Source organism: Nitrosomonas sp., assembly GCF_019635155.1.
Classification (GTDB): domain Bacteria; phylum Pseudomonadota; class Gammaproteobacteria; order Burkholderiales; family Nitrosomonadaceae; genus Nitrosomonas.
Map to the genome: position 1 here is coordinate 13,449 of NZ_JAHBZY010000005.1, position 22,158 is coordinate 35,606.

At 47.6% G+C, this 22,158-nt stretch carries 19 protein-coding genes and 1 tRNA gene; 14 read left to right on the forward strand and 6 right to left on the reverse strand.

Going from position 1 to position 22,158, the window contains the following annotated elements; genetic code table 11:
* Positions 1 to 5: 5 nt before the first annotated feature.
* Together prmC and grxD are read left to right on the forward strand one after the other, a co-directional pair.
* Complete coding sequence (prmC, locus tag KF839_RS04830; RefSeq protein ID WP_323802045.1) at positions 6 to 911, forward strand: peptide chain release factor N(5)-glutamine methyltransferase; 906 nt, start codon at positions 6 to 8, stop codon at positions 909 to 911.
* 62 nt (positions 912 to 973) lie between these two features.
* Positions 974 to 1,288 (forward strand): Grx4 family monothiol glutaredoxin, encoded by a 315-nt coding sequence (gene grxD, locus KF839_RS04835; RefSeq protein WP_292916706.1) that lies wholly within the window; start codon positions 974 to 976, stop codon positions 1,286 to 1,288.
* Between the two features lie 99 nt (positions 1,289 to 1,387).
* Here the strand turns inward: grxD and KF839_RS04840 are convergent, their stop codons facing one another.
* Positions 1,388 to 1,807 carry a YqaA family protein gene (locus tag KF839_RS04840; protein WP_292916707.1) on the reverse strand — a complete coding sequence of 140 codons (420 nt, stop codon included), beginning with the start codon at positions 1,805 to 1,807 and terminating at the stop codon, positions 1,388 to 1,390.
* 196 nt (positions 1,808 to 2,003) lie between these two features.
* Here KF839_RS04840 and KF839_RS04845 point away from each other — a divergent pair, with 196 nt between their 5' ends.
* The gene (locus KF839_RS04845) at positions 2,004 to 2,669 is read left to right on the forward strand and encodes a hypothetical protein (RefSeq protein WP_292916708.1); all 666 of its coding nucleotides are present in this window, start codon (positions 2,004 to 2,006) and stop codon (positions 2,667 to 2,669) included.
* A gap of 164 nt (positions 2,670 to 2,833) precedes the next feature.
* On the opposite strand, the gene KF839_RS04850 is transcribed toward KF839_RS04845, so the two are convergent.
* Positions 2,834 to 3,733: a LysR substrate-binding domain-containing protein gene (locus KF839_RS04850; RefSeq protein WP_292916709.1), complete on the reverse strand. Its 900-nt coding sequence runs from the start codon at positions 3,731 to 3,733 to the stop codon at positions 2,834 to 2,836.
* Positions 3,734 to 3,837: 104 nt separating this feature from the next.
* Between KF839_RS04850 and metE the strand changes: the two genes are divergently transcribed.
* On the forward strand, positions 3,838 to 6,135 hold the full coding sequence (gene metE / locus KF839_RS04855) for a 5-methyltetrahydropteroyltriglutamate--homocysteine S-methyltransferase (protein ID WP_292916710.1): 2,298 nt from the start codon (positions 3,838 to 3,840) through the stop codon (positions 6,133 to 6,135).
* Positions 6,136 to 6,206: 71 nt separating this feature from the next.
* A complete protein-coding gene (locus KF839_RS04860) occupies positions 6,207 to 6,950 on the forward strand; it encodes a 4-aminobenzoate synthase (protein WP_292916711.1) in 744 nt (247 codons plus the stop codon).
* A 76-nt stretch (positions 6,951 to 7,026) separates the two neighbouring features.
* Here the strand turns inward: KF839_RS04860 and gshB are convergent, their stop codons facing one another.
* Together gshB and gshA are read right to left on the reverse strand one after the other, a co-directional pair.
* Complete coding sequence (gshB, locus tag KF839_RS04865; protein WP_292916712.1) at positions 7,027 to 7,992, reverse strand: glutathione synthase; 966 nt, start codon at positions 7,990 to 7,992, stop codon at positions 7,027 to 7,029.
* Entirely contained in the window at positions 7,989 to 9,296 is a 1,308-nt protein-coding gene (gshA, locus tag KF839_RS04870) for a glutamate--cysteine ligase (RefSeq protein WP_292916713.1), read from the reverse strand. Before gshA ends, gshB begins: the two co-directional genes overlap by 4 nt.
* 113 nt (positions 9,297 to 9,409) lie before the next feature.
* On the opposite strand from gshA, the gene KF839_RS04875 reads away from it, so the two are divergent.
* The 3 genes from KF839_RS04875 (at position 9,410) to KF839_RS04885 (ending at position 13,357) form a co-directional block, all read left to right on the forward strand.
* Entirely contained in the window at positions 9,410 to 11,389 is a 1,980-nt protein-coding gene (locus KF839_RS04875; RefSeq protein ID WP_292916714.1) for a monovalent cation:proton antiporter family protein, read from the forward strand.
* Between the two features lie 246 nt (positions 11,390 to 11,635).
* Positions 11,636 to 12,733 (forward strand): copper-containing nitrite reductase, encoded by a 1,098-nt coding sequence (gene nirK / locus KF839_RS04880; RefSeq protein WP_292916715.1) that lies wholly within the window; start codon positions 11,636 to 11,638, stop codon positions 12,731 to 12,733.
* A 96-nt stretch (positions 12,734 to 12,829) separates the two neighbouring features.
* Entirely contained in the window at positions 12,830 to 13,357 is a 528-nt protein-coding gene (locus KF839_RS04885) for an adenine phosphoribosyltransferase (protein WP_292916716.1), read from the forward strand.
* A gap of 36 nt (positions 13,358 to 13,393) precedes the next feature.
* Here KF839_RS04885 and mpl read toward each other — a convergent pair whose 3' ends face one another.
* Positions 13,394 to 14,779, reverse strand: a complete 1,386-nt coding sequence (gene mpl / locus KF839_RS04890; protein ID WP_292916717.1) for a UDP-N-acetylmuramate:L-alanyl-gamma-D-glutamyl-meso-diaminopimelate ligase — start codon at positions 14,777 to 14,779, stop codon at positions 13,394 to 13,396.
* Between the two features lie 184 nt (positions 14,780 to 14,963).
* Here mpl and gluQRS point away from each other — a divergent pair, with 184 nt between their 5' ends.
* The 5 genes from gluQRS (at position 14,964) to KF839_RS04915 (ending at position 19,635) form a co-directional block, all read left to right on the forward strand.
* Positions 14,964 to 15,851, forward strand: a complete 888-nt coding sequence (gluQRS, locus tag KF839_RS04895) for a tRNA glutamyl-Q(34) synthetase GluQRS (RefSeq protein ID WP_292916718.1) — start codon at positions 14,964 to 14,966, stop codon at positions 15,849 to 15,851.
* A gap of 165 nt (positions 15,852 to 16,016) precedes the next feature.
* Complete coding sequence (locus tag KF839_RS04900; RefSeq protein WP_292916719.1) at positions 16,017 to 17,180, forward strand: NAD(P)/FAD-dependent oxidoreductase; 1,164 nt, start codon at positions 16,017 to 16,019, stop codon at positions 17,178 to 17,180.
* 21 nt (positions 17,181 to 17,201) lie between these two features.
* Positions 17,202 to 17,681: an SRPBCC family protein gene (locus KF839_RS04905; RefSeq protein WP_292916720.1), complete on the forward strand. Its 480-nt coding sequence runs from the start codon at positions 17,202 to 17,204 to the stop codon at positions 17,679 to 17,681.
* Positions 17,682 to 17,735: 54 nt separating this feature from the next.
* Complete coding sequence (locus tag KF839_RS04910; protein ID WP_292916721.1) at positions 17,736 to 18,188, forward strand: PAS domain-containing protein; 453 nt, start codon at positions 17,736 to 17,738, stop codon at positions 18,186 to 18,188.
* Positions 18,189 to 18,474: 286 nt separating this feature from the next.
* Positions 18,475 to 19,635: an NAD-dependent formate dehydrogenase gene (locus KF839_RS04915; RefSeq protein WP_292916722.1), complete on the forward strand. Its 1,161-nt coding sequence runs from the start codon at positions 18,475 to 18,477 to the stop codon at positions 19,633 to 19,635.
* Between the two features lie 374 nt (positions 19,636 to 20,009).
* Here KF839_RS04915 and KF839_RS04920 read toward each other — a convergent pair.
* Positions 20,010 to 20,100: transfer RNA gene (locus KF839_RS04920), tRNA-Ser, on the reverse strand.
* 212 nt (positions 20,101 to 20,312) lie between these two features.
* Here KF839_RS04920 and KF839_RS04925 point away from each other — a divergent pair.
* Entirely contained in the window at positions 20,313 to 22,133 is a 1,821-nt protein-coding gene (locus KF839_RS04925; protein ID WP_292916723.1) for a response regulator, read from the forward strand.
* Positions 22,134 to 22,158: the final 25 nt, after the last annotated feature.

The following is a 22,158-nucleotide window of genomic DNA, read 5'->3' on the forward strand; positions in this document are numbered from 1 at the left end:
ATCGCTTGATTGCCGATCCGGTTTGTTCCTCGATGCAACCCGCAACCATTGCACAAGCATTAGCCGCCGCCAACCGGTTGATTGACCCTGTGGATGCACGGCTACTGCTGGAATATGTACTGCATGTTTATCACGTCTATCTGTTGACACATCCCGAACATCAGTTGACCGAACAGCAAGCGGCAAACTTCTCGCAATTAATTCAAGAACGTGCCAAGGGACTTCCGGTGGCCTATTTGACTGGCGAACGGCCGTTTTATGATTTGACTTTTCATGTCACAAACGCAGTTTTAATTCCTCGGCCTGAAACCGAGCTGCTGGTCGAGTGGGCGCTACAACTCATTCCTGCGGACCGGCCAGAACGAATCCTGGATCTGGGAACCGGTAGCGGCGCAATCGCGATCACCCTTGCCAAGCATCGCCCCCGGTCGTATGTCGTTGCGGTGGACTTATCACCGGATGCTATCACCGTTGCGCGACAGAATGCCAAGACGCTGAACGTAACTAATCTGGAATTTGTAACCGGAAATTGGTTCGATGAACTTTCCAGAGAGAAATTTGATCTGATTGTTTCAAATCCGCCGTATGTCGCAGAACACGATCCACATTTGCAGCAAGGCGATTTGCGGTTTGAGCCGGAAATAGCATTATCGGCGGGTAACGATGGTCTGGCCTGTATCGATCATATTATTGCAGCTGCACCCGGCTATCTGGCTGCTAATGGTTGGCTGCTGTTGGAACATGGATATGATCAAGCGGAAGCTTGCAGAAGATTGCTCCAGCAAGCGGATTTTAATAATATTTGTTCCAAGCCGGACTTGGCTGGCATAATGCGCGTCAGCGGCGGTCAGTTGAATTTTTCAGTGTTGAGCTTATGTAGTGTACCCGGTGCAACAATGAAAGACGCTTGAGAAATCCTGAATCCGGCATCTGTGAAAAACTTTTGGAATGATCTATTGGAGAAACTAACGCTATGAACGTTGAAGATTTAATCGAACAGCAAGTGACCACACACCCGGTCGTACTGTATATGAAAGGCACACCGGATCAACCGCAATGCGGCTTTTCCGCAAACGCGGTGAATATCTTGAAGGCTTGCGGCATTGATAATATTTTTACAGTGAACGTGCTGGAAGACCCTGAAATCCGCCAGGGTATCAAGGATTATTCAAACTGGCCGACGATTCCGCAGTTATACGTCAATGGCGAATTCATCGGTGGTTCGGATATCGTTTCCGAAATGTATCAAAGCGGTGAATTGCAGAGATTGTTTGAGAATCAGGAGTGACTCAGTCATTGATTTTGATCCGGTTTATTCGGCGCAAAATGAATCAACCGGATCGAAGTTTTCCTTAGGAGCATCGCTCGTTAATTTTTAAAAGTGCTCTTAATTGATCGCGGTTGCGATCACCCAATAACGGGCAAATTTCCCTAAAGTAATAAATAGCAACGCCCATAACCAATTAGCGCGCAACCATCCAGCTGCCACGCACAAAATATCACCAATCAGCGGCGCCCACGATAGCAGCAAAATAGGCGCGCCATGTTGGCGTACCCATTCCAAGCCACGCGTTTTTCCTCCCAGTTTTTTATGCAATGCATCCTCATCCGGTAACAGACGGCCAATGAGATACGAACTCATGCCGCCCAAGGTATTACCGATGGTCGCCAAAATCAGCGCTTGCCAGTGCAAATCGGGATACGCCAGCAAAACCCCTACCAGCACCGCCTCCGATCCCCCGGGCAGCAAGGTTGCCGCTAAAAAGCTGCTGGTGAATAACGCAATTAAGCTTGATTGTTCGTCCATGGAGTAGTTTTATGTTTTCTGATTTGATGAAAATATGGCACGACGTGTTAGTGCGAAAGTTAATTATGATTGTTCTGATCGTTTTGTTTCTAGGATTATTTGATTTTTGAAGCAAATAGCAAAATCACAAGGGATGATAATATAACTTTTGCTTATACAATGTCTGTATTAAGCATTTAAAAGTGGAAGTGCCGATATGATCGACCAACTAGTAAAGAGATTTGATTATCTTGAACGAGATATTCAAGTAGTAACATACGTCTTGATTGTTTTCTTCCTTATCTTGGCATGCCGAGCTGCTGTTTTGATAAGCGAAGGTGATTACAATGAGCTTTGGATACTGATTGCTCCAACTATTACAATACTTGCTGCATTACTAGTTGCGAGTGCTTCAAATCGGCTGATTGTGAACGATAGAATCAATCGAATGAATGATCAGAATCAGGAAATTATTAGAACAACTCATCATCTTATTGCGATTTGCAAGGATCTTGATGGAAAAATTTACTATGTGAAATTACTACTTAGTGATAATAGTACTCGACCTTCATTTATACTCGATAAAATTGCAACATCAATTGAAGATCGCTATGAGGTATTGCTTGAGCGGGATGCTTTTAAATATCTTCCAGGAAATTGTGTTGATATCATTACAAGGATTTCTGGAACTATATATGGCATTCGCATGTTAGCAGAAGGGGTGAAACATATAACCCGAGCAAATCCTCTTTTACCTCTAAAAATGGGGGCGGAAAAATCAGGAAATGATCAAATAATTTCTCAGCTTGATAAGCTACTGGATGATATAGAAAGTCTCGTTAATGAACTGTTTAAACTGCGTGAATCAATTGAAAGTAAGTAAACAAATTAGGTTTTTATAATTTAGTTTCTTCCGGGTTTAATTTTTCGTCCTTTGAGCGAAGGCTGGTTGAAAATCAGCAACCTGAACAGCGTTTAATACCTCTCTACTTACGACGGTGTGCTTTATTTTGGTGAGTGATTAGCGCGTTTATCGTGGTGTTACAATTATACTGTGTAACTTTCTGCTACCTTTTGTCCCACCCCAATAAACTGCCGAATATAAGTCACATCTTTTTCAGCTTCCCACAGCGCCAGATACAATTTCTGATCAAGCCCTTGGTCGCCGATTTGAATTTTTCTGAGATTCAAGTCCTTGTTTTTGATGTCGGAGAGCCATTCCGGCAGTACGCACACGCCGCGGTTGAGGGCGGTCATTTGCAGCATGATTTCGAGCGATTCGATGGGTTTCAGTTGTGCCGGTTTGAGGTGCGCGGGGGTGAGGAAATGCGTGAGAATATCGAGCCGTTCCAGCGGTACCGGGAAGGTCAGCAGGGTTTCTTTACTCAAAAGCTCGGGTGTGATTTGCGGCAAATCCGCCAGTGGGTGGTCGGGTGCTGCCAGCAGGACTAACTGATACTCCGCGAGGATTTCGTACGCGATGTTGTCTTTCCGCACCAGGTCGGGGGTGATGAGTACGTCGATGTGGTGATTCAGCAAGCCTTCCAGGCCGGAGAATTGAAATTTCTGCACGATGTCGACGTCGATGCCGGGCATTTGCCGCATGTACTGGCCGATCATGCCGGTAAGCCATTCAAAGCAGGGATAGCATTCCACACCGATGCGCAGAATACCTTGACGGCCTTCGCGGTAGGCTTCGAGCGTTTTTTCGGTTTGCGATAGAACCGGCAGCACTTGATTAGCGGTTTCCAATAACAGTAGTCCGGCTTGAGTCAGGCGCAAATTCCGACCTTCGCGCTCCCACAATTTGACGCCGAGTTTCTTTTCCAGATAACTGATTTGGTGCGATAAAGCAGGTTGGCTCAGACACAGCGCATTGGCGGCTTCGGTTAAGGTGCCATTGGTGTGCAGCGCTTGTATGATTTTGAGGTGGCTGTGTTCGATCATGTATGAGGAAACCTTATTGGAAATTTGAAACTTATCATTATTATTTATTATTTGAGGTTCGTACAATAGCACCACTTTGAATAACGATGAAGGGTGATGAAACAATGGTAACGACACATAACCTTGGATTTCCGCGCATCGGCAGAAACCGTGAACTAAAATTCGCATTGGAAACATACTGGAAAGGCGAGCAAACCGAACACGCCTTATTGGAAACGGCGGATACGCTTAGAAGGCGGCATTGGCAGGATCAGGCGCAATTGGATTGGATTCCGGCAGGGGATTTTTCATTGTACGATCATGTGCTGGACACCAGCTTCATGCTAGGTAACGTCCCCGAGCGGGTTGGTGCTTTGGCGGGGAGCGAATTGGACAGTTATTTCCGCGTCGCCAGGGGCCGCTCGCCAGCGGACAAAGCGGCTTGCGGTTGCGTTCACGCCGGTGAAATGACGAAATGGTTTGATACCAATTACCATTACATCGTGCCGGAATTTGCCAGTGATACGTGTTTTTCTTTGAATGCAGGCCGCTTGCTCGACCAGATTTATCAGGCGCAACGCATGCATCCAAAGGTCAAGCCGGTGATTCTGGGACCGGTCAGCTATTTGTGGCTGGGTAAATCCAAGGATGACAGCGATAAGCTTGAATTGCTCGACGCGTTGCTGGCGATTTACGCGCAATTGCTGAACGAACTCAAGATCGCCGGTATCGATTGGGTGCAAATCGACGAGCCGGTACTGGTTATGGAGCTATCGGAATCATGGAAACATGCGTTGCGGCAAGCGTATTATCAACTGCAAACGACACCGGTGAAATTGTTGCTGACAACCTATTTCGGCCAACTGCAAGACAATTTGCAGTTGGCGTGTGAACTGCCGGTCGCCGGTTTGCATCTGGATGCCGTCAACGCGCCCGATGAAGTCGCCAAAGTGATCGACTGGTTGCCGGTGCATAAAATTCTGTCGCTGGGTGTTGTCAATGGCCGCAATATTTGGAGAACCGATTTAACGGCAGTGCTCGATTGGCTGGAACCGGTGCATGTCCGGTTGCGAGACCGGCTGTGGCTGGCGCCGTCGTGTTCGTTATTGCACGTGCCGGTCGATGCCGCAAGCGAGACCAAACTGGATCGTGAGATTTATTCATGGCTGGCATTTGCAGTGCAAAAACTGGATGAAGTGGCGGTTCTGGCAAAAGCACTGAATCATGGTCGGGAGAGCGTTACGGATATATTGCGGGATAATCGGGCAGCGATCAGCAGCCGCAAACAATCGAGCCGTGTGCATCAGCCGCCGGTCAAAGCGCGTTTGCAGCAAATCACCAATGCAATGGGTAATCGCCGTTCGCCATATCCGCAGCGTGCTACTGTGCAGCAAAATCAATTCCGCTTGCCGTTGTTTCCGACCACGACCATCGGCTCGTTTCCACAAACGCAGCAAATCCGGCAAACACGCCGCGATTTTCGTGCCGGTCAATTGGCGGAAACGGATTATCGCCGGGCGATGCAACAAGAAATCGAACGCTGCGTGCGCGAGCAGGAAGCTTTGGGATTGGATGTGCTGGTGCACGGCGAGCCCGAGCGCAACGATATGGTGGAATATTTCGGCGAGCATTTGGACGGTTTCGCGTTTACCCAATTCGGCTGGGTGCAATCGTACGGTTCGCGCTGTGTCAAACCGCCGGTTATTTATGGCGATGTGTCGCATGGTCAACCGATTACCACCGAATGGATTCAATATGCGCAATCGCTCACCGGAAAGCCGATGAAAGGCATGCTGACAGGCCCGGTGACGATGCTGAACTGGTCGTTTGTGCGCGACGATCAACTGCGTTCGGAAACCTGCTTGCAATTGGCATTGGCGATTCGCGATGAAGTGTCGGCGCTGGAACAAGCCGGTATCCGCATGATTCAGATCGACGAAGCAGCGCTGCGGGAGGGCCTGCCGCTGCGGAAATCGCAGTGGAATACCTATCTGGATTGGGCGATCCGGGCGTTTCGCATCGCCGCCAATGGCGTTGCCGACCAAACCCAAATTCACACGCATATGTGTTATTCTGAATTCAATGACATCATTGAAGCGATTGCGCGTATGGATGCGGATGTCATTACCATTGAAACTTCCCGTTCGGCGATGGAATTGCTCGATGCTTTCGATCGTTTCCAATATCCGAACGAAATCGGGCCGGGGGTATACGATATTCATTCGCCCAATATTCCGTCCGTCGATTCGATCGTGCGGCTGCTGGAAAAAGCTGCACGCCGGATTCCGCCCGAACGGCTGTGGGTGAATCCGGATTGCGGATTAAAAACGCGTACCTGGGAAGAAGTGAAACCGGCGCTCAGCAACATGATCACCGCCAGCCGGCAGCTTGCCAATCAATTGAGCCGCGCGGCTGCCAGCTAAATTTGACTTGCCGGGGTTATTTAGCGATGATATGCAGCATCTTTATCCATCACGGTTTATAAGGAGTAATCATGACAACCAATACCTTGCTCAAACAAAAAATCAGCGCCATCATCAACGAGAGATACTTGCTCAAACATCCTTTTTACGTCGCTTGGACCGAGGGTAAACTGACCAAGGAGCAATTACGTCATTATGCCGAGCAGTATTTCTACAACGTTCTGGCGGAGCCAACCTACCTGAGCGCGGTGCATTTCAACACCCCGCATATGCACTCTGAAACCAACAGCGGCGACATCAGCGTACGCCAGGAAGTATTGCGTAATCTGATCGATGAAGAGCACGGCGAGAAAAATCACCCGGCGTTATGGAAGAATTTTGCGTTTGCATTAGGTGCGAACGATCAGATTCTGGCCAATGCAGCCGCATTGCCGTCCACCGAGAATCTGGTCAACACATTCCGCGACATTTGCCTGAATCGCCCGTTCTATGCAGGTTTGGCGGCATTGCATGCGTTTGAATCGCAAGTACCCGATATCGCGGCAGTGAAAATCGACGGTCTGGCTAAATTCTATGGCATGAACAATGCGGAGGATTACGAGTTCTTTTCGGTTCACCAAAAAGCCGATATTTATCATTCTCAAGCCGAATGGGCCATTATCGAACGTTTTGCCGATACCCCGGAAAAACAAGCGGAAGTCCTGGCTGCAACCAAAGAAGCGTGCGATGCGCTGTGGGGCTTCCTCGATGGTATCCATGAAACCTATTGCAGCAATCTGATTTGCGAAGAAAAAACGGCTGCAACTGTTCACTAAGTAGCGTAAAACCTGCGTGAGTTTTTCGGCAAGTCTGGCTTATCAGACTTGCCGCGACCAACAATCCTTTCTTAGATTAGTCAATATTGCGTTTCTCAAACGCTGTTTCAATCGCATCGATCATCATTGCCGCGACGTTGAATCCGGTTTGCCGGGTAATTTCCTGCATGCCGGTCGGGCTGGTTACGTTGATTTCCGTCAGATAATCGCCAATTACATCCAAACCCACCAGCATCAACCCGCGCCGGGCGAGTTCCGGACCGAGTGATTCGGCGATCTCCCGATCCCGTTGCGATAGTGGCTGCGTCACGCCGGTGCCGCCGGCGGCCAGATTGCCGCGTGTCTCACCGGGTTTGGGGATGCGTGCCAGGGTATACGGAACCGCTTGACCGGCAATCAACAGGATACGTTTGTCGCCTTGTGCGATTTCCGGAATGAAACGTTGCGCCATGATGGTGCGGGTGCCATAGTGCGTCAACGTTTCGATGATGACGCTGAGATTATGGTCGGTGCTATGCACCCGGAATACACTGGCGCCGCCCATGCCGTTGAGCGGTTTTAGGATAATGTCCTGGTGTACGCTCAAAAATTCCCGGATCAACTGCGGTTGACTGGTGACCAAGGTTGGCGTTATGAATTGCGGGAACTGTGCAATGGATAATTTTTCATTGTGATCGCGAATGGCGCTGGGGCTGTTGATAACCCAAGCGCCTTGGGATTCCGCCAGTTCCAGTAGGTAGGTGCTGTATACATATTCCAGGTCGAAGGGCGGATCTTTACGCATCAATACGGCATCGAAAGCTTGCAACGGCGTCGCGATAAGATCGCCGGTCCGGTACCAATGGTCGTTGGCTTGGGGTGTTCCGGATAACGTTAACGCGCGTGAAAAACCGGTTACGATCGTATCGATCAATGCGATGTCGTGTTGGTAGATCACATTGATCAGATGCCCTCTGGCGATTGCCTCGCAGATCATTGCGTAGCTGGAGTCTTTCCCGGTTTTGATCGAATCCAGTTGATCAATGATGAACGCGAGTTTCATGCCGGCACGGGTGTGGCTTGCAGGGAATGCCTGTCCGGGTCGGTTTGTTCAAGTTCCAGTGCGGCGGCCAATAAGGCGAGACGAGCGACCACACCGTAGGCATAAAAGCGGTTCGGGATGATATTGGGTTGTGCGGCATCCGCTTCCAGACAGGAGGTTTCAAACGCCAGCGGCACAAAATGCATGCCGGGTGCATTCAAGTTTTCATCGATGCCACGCCCCGTATGCACCCGGTAAAAACCACCGACGACATAGCGGTCGATCATATAAACGACAGGCTCCGCGACCGCTTGGTTAATCGTTTCAAAGGTATACACGCCTTCTTGCACCAGTACATGCGATACTTGCATACCTTCTTTGACGACCGCCATCTTGTTACGTTGTTTGCGATTGAGGCTATAGATATCCTCGCCATTTTTAACCGTCATGATGCCCATGCCATACGTGCCGGAATCCGCTTTGACGATCACGAAGGGGTCTTCTTTGACTCCATAATGCTGGTATTTCTTCCGGGTGATTGACAAAATGCGATCAATTGCTGCAGCTACGCATTCAACACCTTGTTTTTCCATGAAATTAATTTCACCGCATGAGGTGAAACGCGGATTGATCAACCAGGGATCGATACCGATCAATTCGGAAAATTCCTGAGCGATCCGATCGTATGCGAGAAAATGATTGGATTTTTTGCGGGTTGACCAGCCGGCATGCAGCGGTGGAATAACGGTTTGTTGCAATCCTTGCAGGATATCGGGAATTCCGTTGGATAAATCATTGTTGAGTAGTACGGCGCAAGGATCGAAGTTTTGGGTGCTCAGCTTATTATCTTTGCGCACAACCGGTTCCAGGGTGATCGATTGACCATCTGGCAGATCGAAGGCTGTCGCTTTTGTCACTTCGGGCAGGAGCGTACCGATGCGTACATGAAGCCCGGCGCGTTGCATGATGTTTTGCAAGGTTGCGATATTTTGCAAATAAAAAATATTGCGGGTATGGTTTTCAGGAATCAGCAAGATGCTATGCGTCTCAGGGCAAATCTTTTCGATTGCGCTCATCATGGCTTGTACGCAAAGCGGAAAGAACTCCGGATTGAGATTGTTGAAACCGCCGGGAAACAAATTGGTGTCAACGGGTGCGAGCTTAAATCCGCTATTGCGCAAATCGACCGAGCAATAAAAAGGAATGGCATGTTCACGCCATTTCTTGCGCAACCAGTGCTCTATCGTTGGCATGGCGTTGATGATGCGATTTTCTAATTCCAGGATGGGTCCGCGCAGCGCTGTGGAAAGATGAGGTACCGGCATGGTAATCAAGATAATTATAAGACTTTCATTATAGCATCTTGTCTTGCATCGATTGTGGACGACCCGTTCCTGCAGTATCGTTACGGCTTTATCTTATCGGCAGCTTTTCAACCATGTTCGATCCATTGCAACCTGTTCTGATTTTGCTGGCTGTTGCCGTTTTGGCTGTCGTGGTATTTCGCTTGTTGCGCTTACCGCCTATGCTAGGTTACCTGCTGGCCGGCGTCATGATCGGTCCGCATGCTTTAGGATGGATCGCGGATAACGATGGGACCCGGCATTTGGCGGAATTTGGCGTGGTTTTTTTGATGTTCAGCATCGGTCTGGAATTCAGTCTGCCGAAGCTCATCGCGATGAAACGCATTGTGTTTGGTTTTGGCACAGCGCAAGTGACTGTGTCGATTGCGGTTGTGATTGCCATTGCGTGGGTATTCCATTTGGATTGGCGTGTTGGTTTGATATTCGGCGGTGCCTTGGCGATGTCGTCTACCGCGATTGTGAGCAAACTGCTATCGGAGCGGGCCGAGCTTAATTCATTGCATGGTAAGCAAGTAATCGGTGTATTGCTGCTACAGGATCTAGCGGTAATTCCACTGCTGATTATGGTGCCTGCTTTAGCGGTTCAGGCAAACGCGGAAACCGATGACTTCACCGCAATGTTAGCGATGGCGATGCTGAAAGTAATCGTTGTTTTAATGTTTGTTTTTTTTATTGGCCGGAAGTTAATGCGTCATTGGTTTCACTTGGTTGCCCGGCAGAAATCATCGGAACTGTTTGTGCTCAATGTATTGCTGATCACATTGGGGCTTGCATGGATCACTCAGATGGCGGGCTTGTCGCTTGCCTTGGGAGCATTTTTGGCTGGTATGCTGATTTCCGAAACCGAGTACCGCTATCAGGTGGACGATGATATCAAGCCTTTCCGGGATGTGCTATTGGGGTTGTTTTTCGTCACCATTGGCATGCTGCTGGATATGCAAGTGGTTTTGGAAAGTTTTGTTTGGGTGTTTGCCATTTTACTGGCATTGACGGTTTTAAAAATCGTAGTTATCGCCGGTCTGTCGCGCTTATTTGGAGCCAGTACCAGTGTCGCGCTCAGGACCGGACTCAATTTGGCGCAAGCAGGCGAATTTGGTTTTGTGTTATTGGCGCAGGCGAACGAATTTGCATTAATTGAAAATTCGGTATTGCAGCCGGTGTTGGCGGCAATGGTGATTTCGATGTTCCTGGCGCCATTTTTCATCGAATATAGCGATGCGCTGATCCAACGGTTTTATAGTTCCGACTGGATGCATCGCGCCATGCAGGTTACTTCGATTGCCGCACAAACCATGGCGGCGCAAAGTCATGTGATTATTTGCGGTTATGGACGCAGCGGTCAAAGCATTTCCCGGATTTTGGAGCAGGAAAGTATTCCTTTTATCGCATTGGATCTCGATCCGCATCGCATTCAGGAGGCAAGCCGTGCCGGTGAGTCGGTGGTGTATGGCGATGCGGCGCGGCGCGAAGTATTGATCGCGGCCGGATTGATGCGTGCAAAAGTGCTCGTGGTGAGTTATTCCAATACCGTGTCCGCGCTGAAAATACTGAAACATGTACAGGAATTGCGTCCGGATTTGGCGGTTGTGGTTAGAACGCAGGATGATGCCCATATTGATTTATTGAAAGAAGCGGGTGCAACCGAAGTCGTTGCCGAAATCATGGAAGGCAGTTTGATGCTGGCTTCGCACGCACTGATGTTTGTCGATGTGTCGACCGTGCGGATCTTGCGCCGTATACGGGAAATTCGTGAGCAACGCTACAATCTGTTGCGCGGATTTTATTATGGTTTGGGCGGGATGGAAGATGACAATGAAAAGAATTTTCCCCGGCTGTTAACGATTACGATACCGCCGGATGCCGCTGCCATCAACAAAACATTAAAGGACATCGATCTTACCAGTTTGTCCGTTGAAGTAACCGCAGTACGGAGGCGTAATATTCGTGGACCGTTGCCGACGGATGCAACGCGATTGGAAGCAGGGGACGTAATCGTGCTGAGAGGAACACAAGAAAATCTTGCGGCTGCGGAAATTAAATTATTACAAGGTTAGACAATATTTTAAATAGAAAAAATGAAATGAAAATTAAGAAATCCCTATTTCCATTGTGACTTTTTGTGAAAAGATTTCAGTCATTTACAGTATTTAAAAATGGACACTGCAGTGAAGAAAGTGTATATTCGCCGTTCCGCCCTTTGCTCTTTTTGAAGGGCAGGTGTTGGCGCAATCAGCGATTGCATCAACAAAATAGAATGGCGCATAAATTAAGCGCAAAGTTCATCATTTATGGAGGGAGATATGATTAAAGCTGTTCAAGCAATTGTTGGTTTAGGATTGCTTTGTTTTGCGGCATCGCAAGTAGCGGTAGCGCAAGACATTTCTAAATTGCCGCGGGTTAAACAAGAATTAGTGGCTCCGCCAAACGTTCCTGTACATGACCAAGTTTCCAAAGGTCCGAAAATTGTTGAAGTAACCATGGAAACCGTTGAAAAATTGATCGAAGTTGCTCCAGGCGCGAAAGTATGGGCACTGACCTTCAATGGTAGCGTTCCTGGTCCGCTAATCGTTGTTCACGAAGGCGACTATGTTGAATTGACATTAAAAAATCCAAAATCAAGCACATTGGCGCATAACGTAGACTTCCATGCTGCTACCGGTGCATTGGGCGGTGCAGGTTTAACTCTGGTTCAACCAGGTGAAGAAGTTGTATTGCGTTGGAAAGCAATTAAACCAGGCGTATTCGTTTATCACTGCGCTCCTGGTGGAACCATGATTCCGTTCCACGTTATTTCTGGTATGAACGGCGCGATCATGGTATTGCCAAAAGGCGGCCTGAAAGACGAAAAAGGCAAACCATACCGTTATGACCGTGCATACTATATCGGTGAACAAGATTTCTATTTGCCTAAAGACAGCAGCGGCAAATTCAAAGAATACGGTTCGCCAGCTGAAGGCATGGCTGATATGCTGGAAGTTGCTAAAGGACTTATCCCGACTCACGTAGTCTTCAATGGCGCGGTTGGTGCAATCACCGGCGATAACGCACTGAAAGCTAAAGTAGGTGAAAAAGTTCTGTTTATCCATTCTCAAGCTAATCGCCCATCTTATCCGCACTTGATCGGTGGACACGGTGATCTGTACTGGGTAGGCGGTTCATTCAGCGATGTACCTCTGACCAGCCAAGAAACCTGGTTTGTACCAGCAGGTTCCGCAGTTGCTGCAGCCTATGAATTCCATCAACCTGGTCTGCATGTATACCTCAGTCATAACCTGATTGAAGCGGTATTACTGGGTGCTGCCGCTCATATGAATGTTGAGGGCACATGGGATGATAGCATCATGACTCAAGTTAAAAAGCCAGCCAGCTTTGATGCAAAAGCCGCAATGGACCACTAATATTTGATTTAGTGTAACTTCAGTTATCATCGAAGGCCTCAACCAATCCAGGTTGAGGCCTTTTGTATTTTCAGGTGCTTATATTCAAATCCTATCATGTCGATTAAAACGCATATCCGCACGGTTCCGCATTATCCGCATCATGGTATCATGTTTCGTGATATTACGACTTTACTGAAAGATCCGGTCGGGTTGCGCACGACGATACAAGAAATTGCGCATCGCTATGACACGATCGCAATTGATAAAGTGGCTGGTATCGAATCGCGTGGTTTTATTATTGGTGCGCCGGTTGCGTATCAGCTAGGCAAGGGTTTTATACCGATTCGCAAGCAAAACAAGCTGCCTGCGGAAACGGTTGGACGAGATTATCAATTGGAATATGGCAGCGACCGGATCGAGATTCATGTCGATGCCATTCAACCGGGAGACCGGGTATTGCTGGTCGATGACTTGATTGCCACAGGCGGTACCGCGGAAGCGGCTGCCGGTCTGATTACGGATATGGGCGGTATAGTGGTTGAATGCTGTTTTGTGATTGACTTGCCGGATGTTGGCGGCCGGGTACGTCTGGAGAATCTTGGTCATACAGTATTCGCGTTATGCGAATTTTCCGGTGGTTAGTTACCCGAAGTGCACGCAACAAAAATTCACCCAAACTCAAGCTTGCCGCAAAGCAGTTAACAATTTTTCGTGAATGCCGCCGAACCCGCCATTACTCATAATTAAAATGTGATCGCCTGGTCGTGCAATGGCCGCGATGTTTTGAATGAGGAGATTCAGATCATCGATGCAATCCGCCTTTTTATTTAATGCGGCCATTGCGGTTGTCGCCCACTGCGAATCCCGCGTAAAGCAAAAAACATGATCGGCCGCTTGCAGGCTGGCAGCGAGTTGATCCTTCCAAATCCCCATTTTCATGGTATTTGAGCGCGGCTCCAAGACTGCAATAATTCTATCCTCATTGACATGTGCGCGCAGACCATCCAAAGTCGTTCGAATGGCAGTCGGATGATGTGCGAAATCATCATAAATCGTAATGTCATTCACCGTGCCGCGTATTTCCATGCGGCGTTTTACGCTTCTGAATTGCGCTAACGCTTCGAGTCCGATATTGACCGATACGCCCGCATGCCGGGCAGCGATCAGTGCTGCGAGCGCATTCATCCGGTTGTGTTCGCCCAATAAATCCCATTGCAGCAATCCTTGATAACCGGTATTTGAATAAACTTCGGTATTAGTTTTCAATGATCGCGTGTGCCAACCGGATTCAGTTCCAAAGTATTCAATCGGCGTCCAACATCCTTGCTCCAACACGTGCTTCAGATTACTGTCTGTTCCATTGACGGCAATCAAACCATTATTGGGAATAATCCGTACAAGATGATGGAATTGTCTTTTTATTGCTTCAAGATTCGGGAAAATATCGGCATGATCGAATTCAAGGTTATTCAAAACGACTGTTCTGGGATGATAGTGAACGAATTTTGAACGTTTATCAAAGAATGCCGTGTCGTATTCATCCGCTTCGATGACAAAGAAGGGGGAAGCTTCGGTAGCATTCGACCCAACCTGGGTTGAAGGTGGTGATAAGTTTCCAACGCATGCTGATATACCGAAATTTTCCGGTATGCCGCCGATGAGAAATCCGGGATTTAAACCGGCGTACTGCAATATCCAAGCCAGCATGGAGCTGGTCGTGGTTTTGCCATGTGTGCCGGCAACCGCGAGTACCCAGCGTTTTCTAAGAATATTGTCCGACAGCCATTGCGGACCCGAAACATACGGTAAGTTCCTGTTGAGAATTTCCTCCATTAAGGGATTGCCGCGCGAAATTACATTACCGATTACAAATAGGTCCGGTTGCATAGTAATTTGCTCGGGTGAATAGCCTGCAATCAACTGAATGCCCTGTGATTCAAGCTGCGTGCTCATGGGCGGATAAACATCCTGATCGCAGCCGGTAACGGTGTGTCCGGATTCGCGGGCAATGGCGGCGATGCCGCCCATGAAAGTGCCGCAGATCCCAAGAATATGAATATGCATGCTTGGATTTTTTGTAAGAATGATTACATCAAGTAAAAAATATGATTGTGAATGCCAATCGTTCGGAATTATAGTTTATCTATTGAGTGCCTAGAGGATGTTTGGGAATATTGTGGTGGTATAAACTGAATCATTCCGCCGGTATTGATCATATTTCTATTTTTTGTAATTCTTTCTTGAAAATATGCGATTAGCCGAACAATCTTATCGTGGACGATTTGCACCCTCGCCGACCGGACCTTTACATTTCGGTTCTTTGGTTGCGGCAATGGGGAGTTATCTCGATGCGAAGTTCCACAATGGTAAATGGCTGGTCAGGATTGAAGATGTTGATTGCCAGCGGGCGATGCCTGGAGCGGTAAGTGAAATTCTAACGGTGCTGGAAAGCTTTGGATTCGAATGGGATGAAGAAGTGGTTTATCAGAGTCGGCGTTCGGATGCGTATCGGTATGCATTGAGTGTTTTGGAACAACGTAATCGTATATATCCTTGTGCTTGTTCAAGAAAGGAAATTGCGGATTCCAGTATCCGAGGGTTAGGCGGTCTCATTTATCCGGGAACATGCCGGGATCATCCGCCTCGCGGAAAAGAGTCATATGCAATGCGAATTCGAGTAACCGATGAAATAATTTTGTTTCACGATCGAATCAAAGGTTCTTATTCGCAGAAACTGAGCAGTGATATCGGTGATTTCGTCTTGCGCCGGGCGGACGGCATCTTTTCTTATCAATTAGCTGTCGTGACGGATGATGCGCTGCAGAATATTACGCATGTCGTACGTGGCGCCGATCTTCTTGACTCAACGCCGCGCCAGATTTTCTTGCAGCGCCTGCTCGGTTTTCCGACGCCGCACTATCTGCATCTACCGGTTGTAACCAATGCATTCGGCGAAAAACTCAGTAAGCAAACAAACGCTGCGCCGATTCAAGTCGAAAACGCTTTGCCGCAACTGATTAAATCGCTGCAATTCTTGGGGCAACCAACACCGGTTGAAATGATGGAAGGTGATATCGCTTCTTTCTGGCAATGGGCTCAACAAAACTGGCGAGTGCATCGTGTTCCAAGTTCATGAAAATGACTGGCCGCGATGAATCGAAGCTATTCAAGCGCTATTTGTGCTAGTCTGTACACTGGATGGATAAGTGACCGAAGCTGTCTTTTTGGAAACATAGAAAGCCCGGCGATGCTGTAATGACAAGGGCTTGTATTTTTCTGTTTGGTTGAGGAAGGAAATATTGTGGTTTTTTTGCCGTTTAGTTTCACGCAACAAAAAAAAATAAAAGTAGTGATTGTAGGCGGTGGCTATGCCGGATTGGCGGCATTAACGAATCTCTTGCAGTTTGCTCCGGATACGGACATCACAATCATTGACCCGCGGTCGTATCATATCAAGATGACGCATTTGCACGAAACGTTCCGGTATCCCTTATCGGATCTGCTGGTTCCTTTTGAAACAATAGAAAAACGTTACGGTTGCCGGCATATTCAGGCATCTTTCCAGATTGATTCGGAAGCTTTACGGATCTGCCAGGATAATAAGCGATTGGTTGTCAATGATGAGATGGTCGATTTCGATTATTTGATCATTGCTTCCGGTTGTGAAAGTAAAGCCATTGATTCTGCCGGAGCTTCGAATATTTTGACGCTGAGCAATTTCACAACTGTCAGCGGTTCCGATTTGCTGCCAAATAGATTGAGTGACTACGATCAGCCGGTGCCATCGATTTCCGTTGTTGGCGGAGGCGCAACGGGCATACAATTTCTTTTTGAGATTCAGCAATTTCTTCTTCGTATTAATAAAAGAGCCAAATTATCTTTAATCCATTCAGGGAATCATGTGCTTGAGCAATTCCCGGCCGGTTTCGGCACCTATGTCGAATCGCGTATGGATGACATGGATATTGCCTTCTATCCAAATATTTATTATTGTGAACAGCAAGTGGATCAAGTTTTATTGATCGACAAAGAAACGAAAGCGCAAAAAATGCTGCCCTCCGATCTGGCTATTTTATTTTTGGGCAAGAAACAGCAACATACTCTCTCTGCCAATGCGTTTGGCCAGATTCTTGTTGATCAGAAACCCTTGCATAACATTTTTACAGCCGGGGATTGCTCGCATTATCAATCACTTGGATCGAATACACTGACGGCGCAATCAGCGGTTCGGAAAGGTAAACTGGTGGCGCGCAACATTCTAAGGCACGCCGGTATCCCAGGATTGCTTGAACCGTATCTTCACCATGAATTAGGATATGTTGTGAGTTTAGGAGCTTCGGATGCAGTGGGATGGCTGGTTGCGGAAAGCAATATGATCACCGGAATGCCAGCCTTAACCATTAAAGAGCTAGTAGAAGCGCAATATGACTTATTATTGGCAGGAATCGATACTTACGTAGTTTAGTGCATCCTGCGGGAGACAAATATGCTTGGTTTGTTCAAAGATAATCCGGTAATTGGCAAGGCCAGTACAATCATTCAGAGTCCGCCCGATAAGCTTTTTGATTTTATTGGGAATAATTTGCTCGTCAATTATCCCCGGTGGTCGCCGGAAGTTAAAGAGTTGGAGAAAATCACGGATGGTCCTATCAACTTAGGAACGATATGCCGGCAAGTGCGAATAGATCAAGGCAATCGCTCGGAATCGACATTTAAAGTCAAAGTGTTCGATAACGGATCGCGTATTTGTTTCGAAGGTGTTTCCAATCCTTACCGGTGCGATTATTTGATTGAGTCGATCAATCCGCTGGACAGCCGCATCACTTTTATTTTCGAATTGCTTCGTTTGGATTTGCACGTTAGGCCATTTGAAAAGTTGGTACGCATCGCGGTTCAAGATGGCACTGAAAGAACAGTCATAAATATTAAAAAATTAATCGAAGCAGATCAGGCCAGTTTAAATTAATCAGACATGATTGTGCCTTAGTAAGCGAATTGTTGGTTAACTTGGAGAAAAATCATGGATTTTATCGTTGAAAAAGACCCTGGACTCATTCCGCAAGTATTGTCCAAGATTCTTGATTCATGTGTAAATGGGGTAACTTTGGCGGATCCGGATCAAGATGACATGCCTTTGGTGTATGTCAACAAAGCCTTTGAACAAATCACCGGCTATACGCTGGAAGAAACGGTCGGAAAGAATTGCCGTTTTTTACAAGGTAATGAACACGATCAAGCAGGTGTTCAGCAACTGCGCGACGCGATAAAAAATAGAAAACCTGTTGAAGTGGTGTTACGCAATTATCGCAAAAACGGTGAATTATTCTATAACCATTTGTTGATCTCTCCGCTCTTCGATTCGCACGGCAATCTGCTTTATTTTCTCGGCGTGCAGTTCGATATCACACCGCGAATTCATGCGGAAGAAGAAATTAGGTCGCTTAAAGAACAGTTAGCTGCACTCAAGAAATAAGTTTCCAGGCGCATGCGCTCATTGTTCGTCAATGAACATGGTAATTCCGAAATGCCTCTGCATCTGATCCGAAGTTTTTCCGGATTTGTCCTTACTTTTTCATAAAAAAACCACTTCGGTGAGTTTCTTACGTATAGCATACCTTGCAGATATTAATTAAGAATAACGGAATGGATGATAGAAGGTGAGTATTGGACGGTTTTTAATTTTTTGGATAAGATGACATTCAATCTCGATGGCGGACATTATGCCTATCCTGTTTTAATATGCTTAGGGAGTTCTAATAATGGCAAAAATTTTGTGTGTTCTTTATCCTGATCCCGAAGGCGGTTATCCACCCTCATATGCCCGCGACGATATCCCGGTCATTACACATTATGCTAACGGCCAGACTGTTCCGAATCCGAAAGGACCGCTGGGTTTCAAGCCGGGAGAGTTGGTGGGCTGTGTTTCCGGTGAGCTCGGACTGCGTCCCTATCTTGAAAAAAATGGTCATGAGCTGATCGTCACCAGTGACAAAGATGCGCCTGATTCGGTTTTCGAGCAACATTTACCCGATGCTGAAATTGTGATCTCCCAACCCTTCTGGCCGGCCTATCTAACCAAGGAACGCATTGCCAAAGCAAAGAAGCTGAAACTGGCATTGACTGCCGGTATCGGTTCCGATCATGTCGATTTGGAAGCCGCGGCACAAGCGGGGGTTACGGTAGCCGAAGTCACGGGATCGAATAGTATCAGCGTGGCTGAACACGTGGTGATGATGGTGCTTTCGTTGGTGCGGAACTACCTGCCTTCACACGAAATAGCCGTTAAGGGCGGTTGGAATATCGCCGACTGTGTGCAGCGTAGCTACGATGTCGAAGGTATGCATTTCGGTGCCATCGCAGCAGGCCGGATTGGTCTGGCGGTGCTTCGCAGGCTCAAACCCTTCGGTCTGCACCTGCATTACACCGACCCGCATCGTCTGAGTCCTGACATCGAGAAAGAATTAGATCTGATGTTTCATCCGGATGTGGAATCGTTGATTAAGGTCGTCGATATCGTCAATCTGCAAATGCCGCTTTATCCTTCGACGGAGCATTTCTTTAATGATGCCATGTTCGCCAAAATGAAGCGTGGTGCATATCTGATTAACACCGCGCGCGGTAAATTGGTTGAGCGTGATGCAGTGGTGCGTGCGCTTAAATCCGGTCATCTGGGAGGATATGCGGGTGATGTATGGTTCCCGCAACCGGCGCCGGCCGATCATCCATGGCGGACAATGCCGTGGAATGGTATGACGCCGCATATATCTGGTACATCCCTCTCCGCGCAAACGCGCTATGCGGCAGGAACGTTGGAGATTCTGGAGAATTATTTCGAAGGTACGCCCATGCGTGAGGAGTACCTGATTGTTGACGGTGGCAAGCTGGCGGGAACAGGCGCTTCTTCCTATAAACTGACTTAGATTTTTTTATCGATCGGCGGATTGCCATCATCTGCATGCGATGCGATGTCTGGAGTTGCCGCATCCGGTGTTGATAGAATTTCTCTAAGGAAACTCTGAGTATCATTCGCGAGCCATCGCTTTAGCGCTATTTGCAGCGGCTTTTCTATTTATTGATCTATCGTTCGATATTGCTTACCAGCTTCATCCGTTCAGCTGACGTGAGCTATCTGGCTTTTTCTAACACTGCAGCAGCATAAACAACACCAAGGGAAAATGGTTTTTTCTTTGTTATGGATCTCATAGCGAACCGTCAATAGAAAGCGTAAAGCGATTGCTTGAATACAGGTTATTTGGTCGGATTTACCGGATTGTTGCGGAAGTATGCGGATTTATGGCGGAGGCGGTGAGATTCGAACTCACGGTAGAGTCACCCCTACGGCAGTTTTCAAGACTGCTGCCTTAAACCAGCTCGGCCACACCTCCTTGTTACATCAACTGCGCATCATACCTTTTAGCGCCGCTTTTGGCTAGTTGCATCAAGCGTAATTTTTTCTCTAAACGAAACAACTCGTAAGAAGATTCCAGAAAAAATCGCTGGATCCGTTGTATTACTGGCAATTAGCCTTTTACCGGTTATGCCGGTTCTTCAGATACAATTTCAATAAACCAGAGCGTATTCCAGAAGGGTAAATAACATGTGGTCGGATCCTGAGGTAGCACACCTTGAAGCGGTACGGATTAGCACCAATCAAGATATGGTGCAGCGTATGCGGCTGGGCGGTTTGTTTTATGTGCTGTGTTGCAGCGCCGCTCTCTTGACGTCTCCGGAACTAACGGTACAGCCCTATATTTTTATTTTTGACGTGCTTTTTATTGTATTGGCAATCTTTCGCCTGACTATTTACCGCTATGCATCCAAATTCAGAAATAATAGCGAAGCGACGCTCGAGTATTCGATTGCCGCAATTTATGTGGCAACAGCTCTGGTCTGGGGGGGCTTTCAGGTCTGGATTTTCTTTTCCGTTGAGGCAATTGACAATGGTGTCGCGCTGGCGATTATTGCCACAGTGGGATTTATCGCGGGCGGCATTGCGGCGACCGCGCCTCGTATTCGGCTGATGCTGGCTTTCGCTGTGTTGATTTATTTGCCGAGTCTTATCGGCTTAGTCATATTTATTCCCGATGAAGGCCGATGGGTATTAATGACGATCGGCTTGGCTTATTTTATTTTTCTGATTCACAATGGTAAGTTGCAGCACCGGAATTATTGGATAGCAAGGGAGCAGGCTGTTTTGTTGCAACAACAAGCTGTCGATTTGGAGCAGGCGCGCGTGCAAGCGGAGAATGCCAACAAAGCGAAATCGGCCTTTTTGGCGTCAATGAGCCATGAGATCAGAACACCGATGAACGGTGTTTTGGGAATGACTGAGATATTGGCGATGACTGCTTTAAATCCTGAACAGAGAAATTACTTGAATGTCATTCGCGATTCCGGGCGGACGCTGCTGCGCGTTATCGACGATATTCTGGATTTTGCAAAAATAGAAGCCCACAAGCTGACGATTGTTAATCGCACCTTTGATCTGAGTATTCTGATCAATGAAGTTGAATTGCTATTTCGCCAGAAAGCTAAGGAGACATCGTTAAATTTCATTGTGACTCGTGATGGTATTGATCAGAACCAGTTGACTGGCGATCCGGACCGGATTAAACAAATACTATTTAATTTGCTCGGAAACGCTTTTAAATTCACGCAGCAAGGCGAAGTTAAACTGTCGGTGCAATGTAAGCCGGTTTCCGGGCAGGATAGCGTGGAACTGGAATTAACGGTAACGGATACCGGAATCGGTATTTCCGCCGAGAATCAAACGCAGTTGTTCCAGGAATTCACGCAAGTGGGTGAATCCGCCCGGCATATCCAAGGAACCGGGTTGGGTTTGGCGATCACGCGTAATTTGCTGGTGTTGATGGGGGGTGATATTTTGTTGACCAGCGAAATCGGTAAGGGGTCTCAATTTTGTGCGCGAATTCCGTTGAAATACGCGACTATTGAAACAGCGGTAGCAAAGGAAAACGATCCGGCGGATATCGAGTCTCAGGCCACCAGCGAGCACCGTTTGCGGATATTGGTGGTGGAAGATAATCAGGTCAATCAGATGATCAGTAAAGCGATGCTGGAGCGGATGCAATGTGACGTGGTGATGGTTGATAACGGCGCTGAAGCAATTCGCGCCTATCAGGCACAGTCTTTCAATCTGATTCTGATGGATTGCAATATGCCGGTGATGGACGGGTTTGAAGCAACGCGGCAAATACGCGTACTGGAGCAACAACAAAACAAGGCGCCGATTCCTATTGTGGCGCTGACGGCACATGCCTACGAACATATCCGGAATGAATGTTTTGATGCAGGAATGAACGCGCATCTCAGCAAACCTTTTAGTTATGAACAATTGGAAAAATTACTGCAGCAATATGCTTCAGTTCATTCGCCGCCACCGGAAAAATTGCCATAGCGGCAATTAATCGCAACGGGAACGG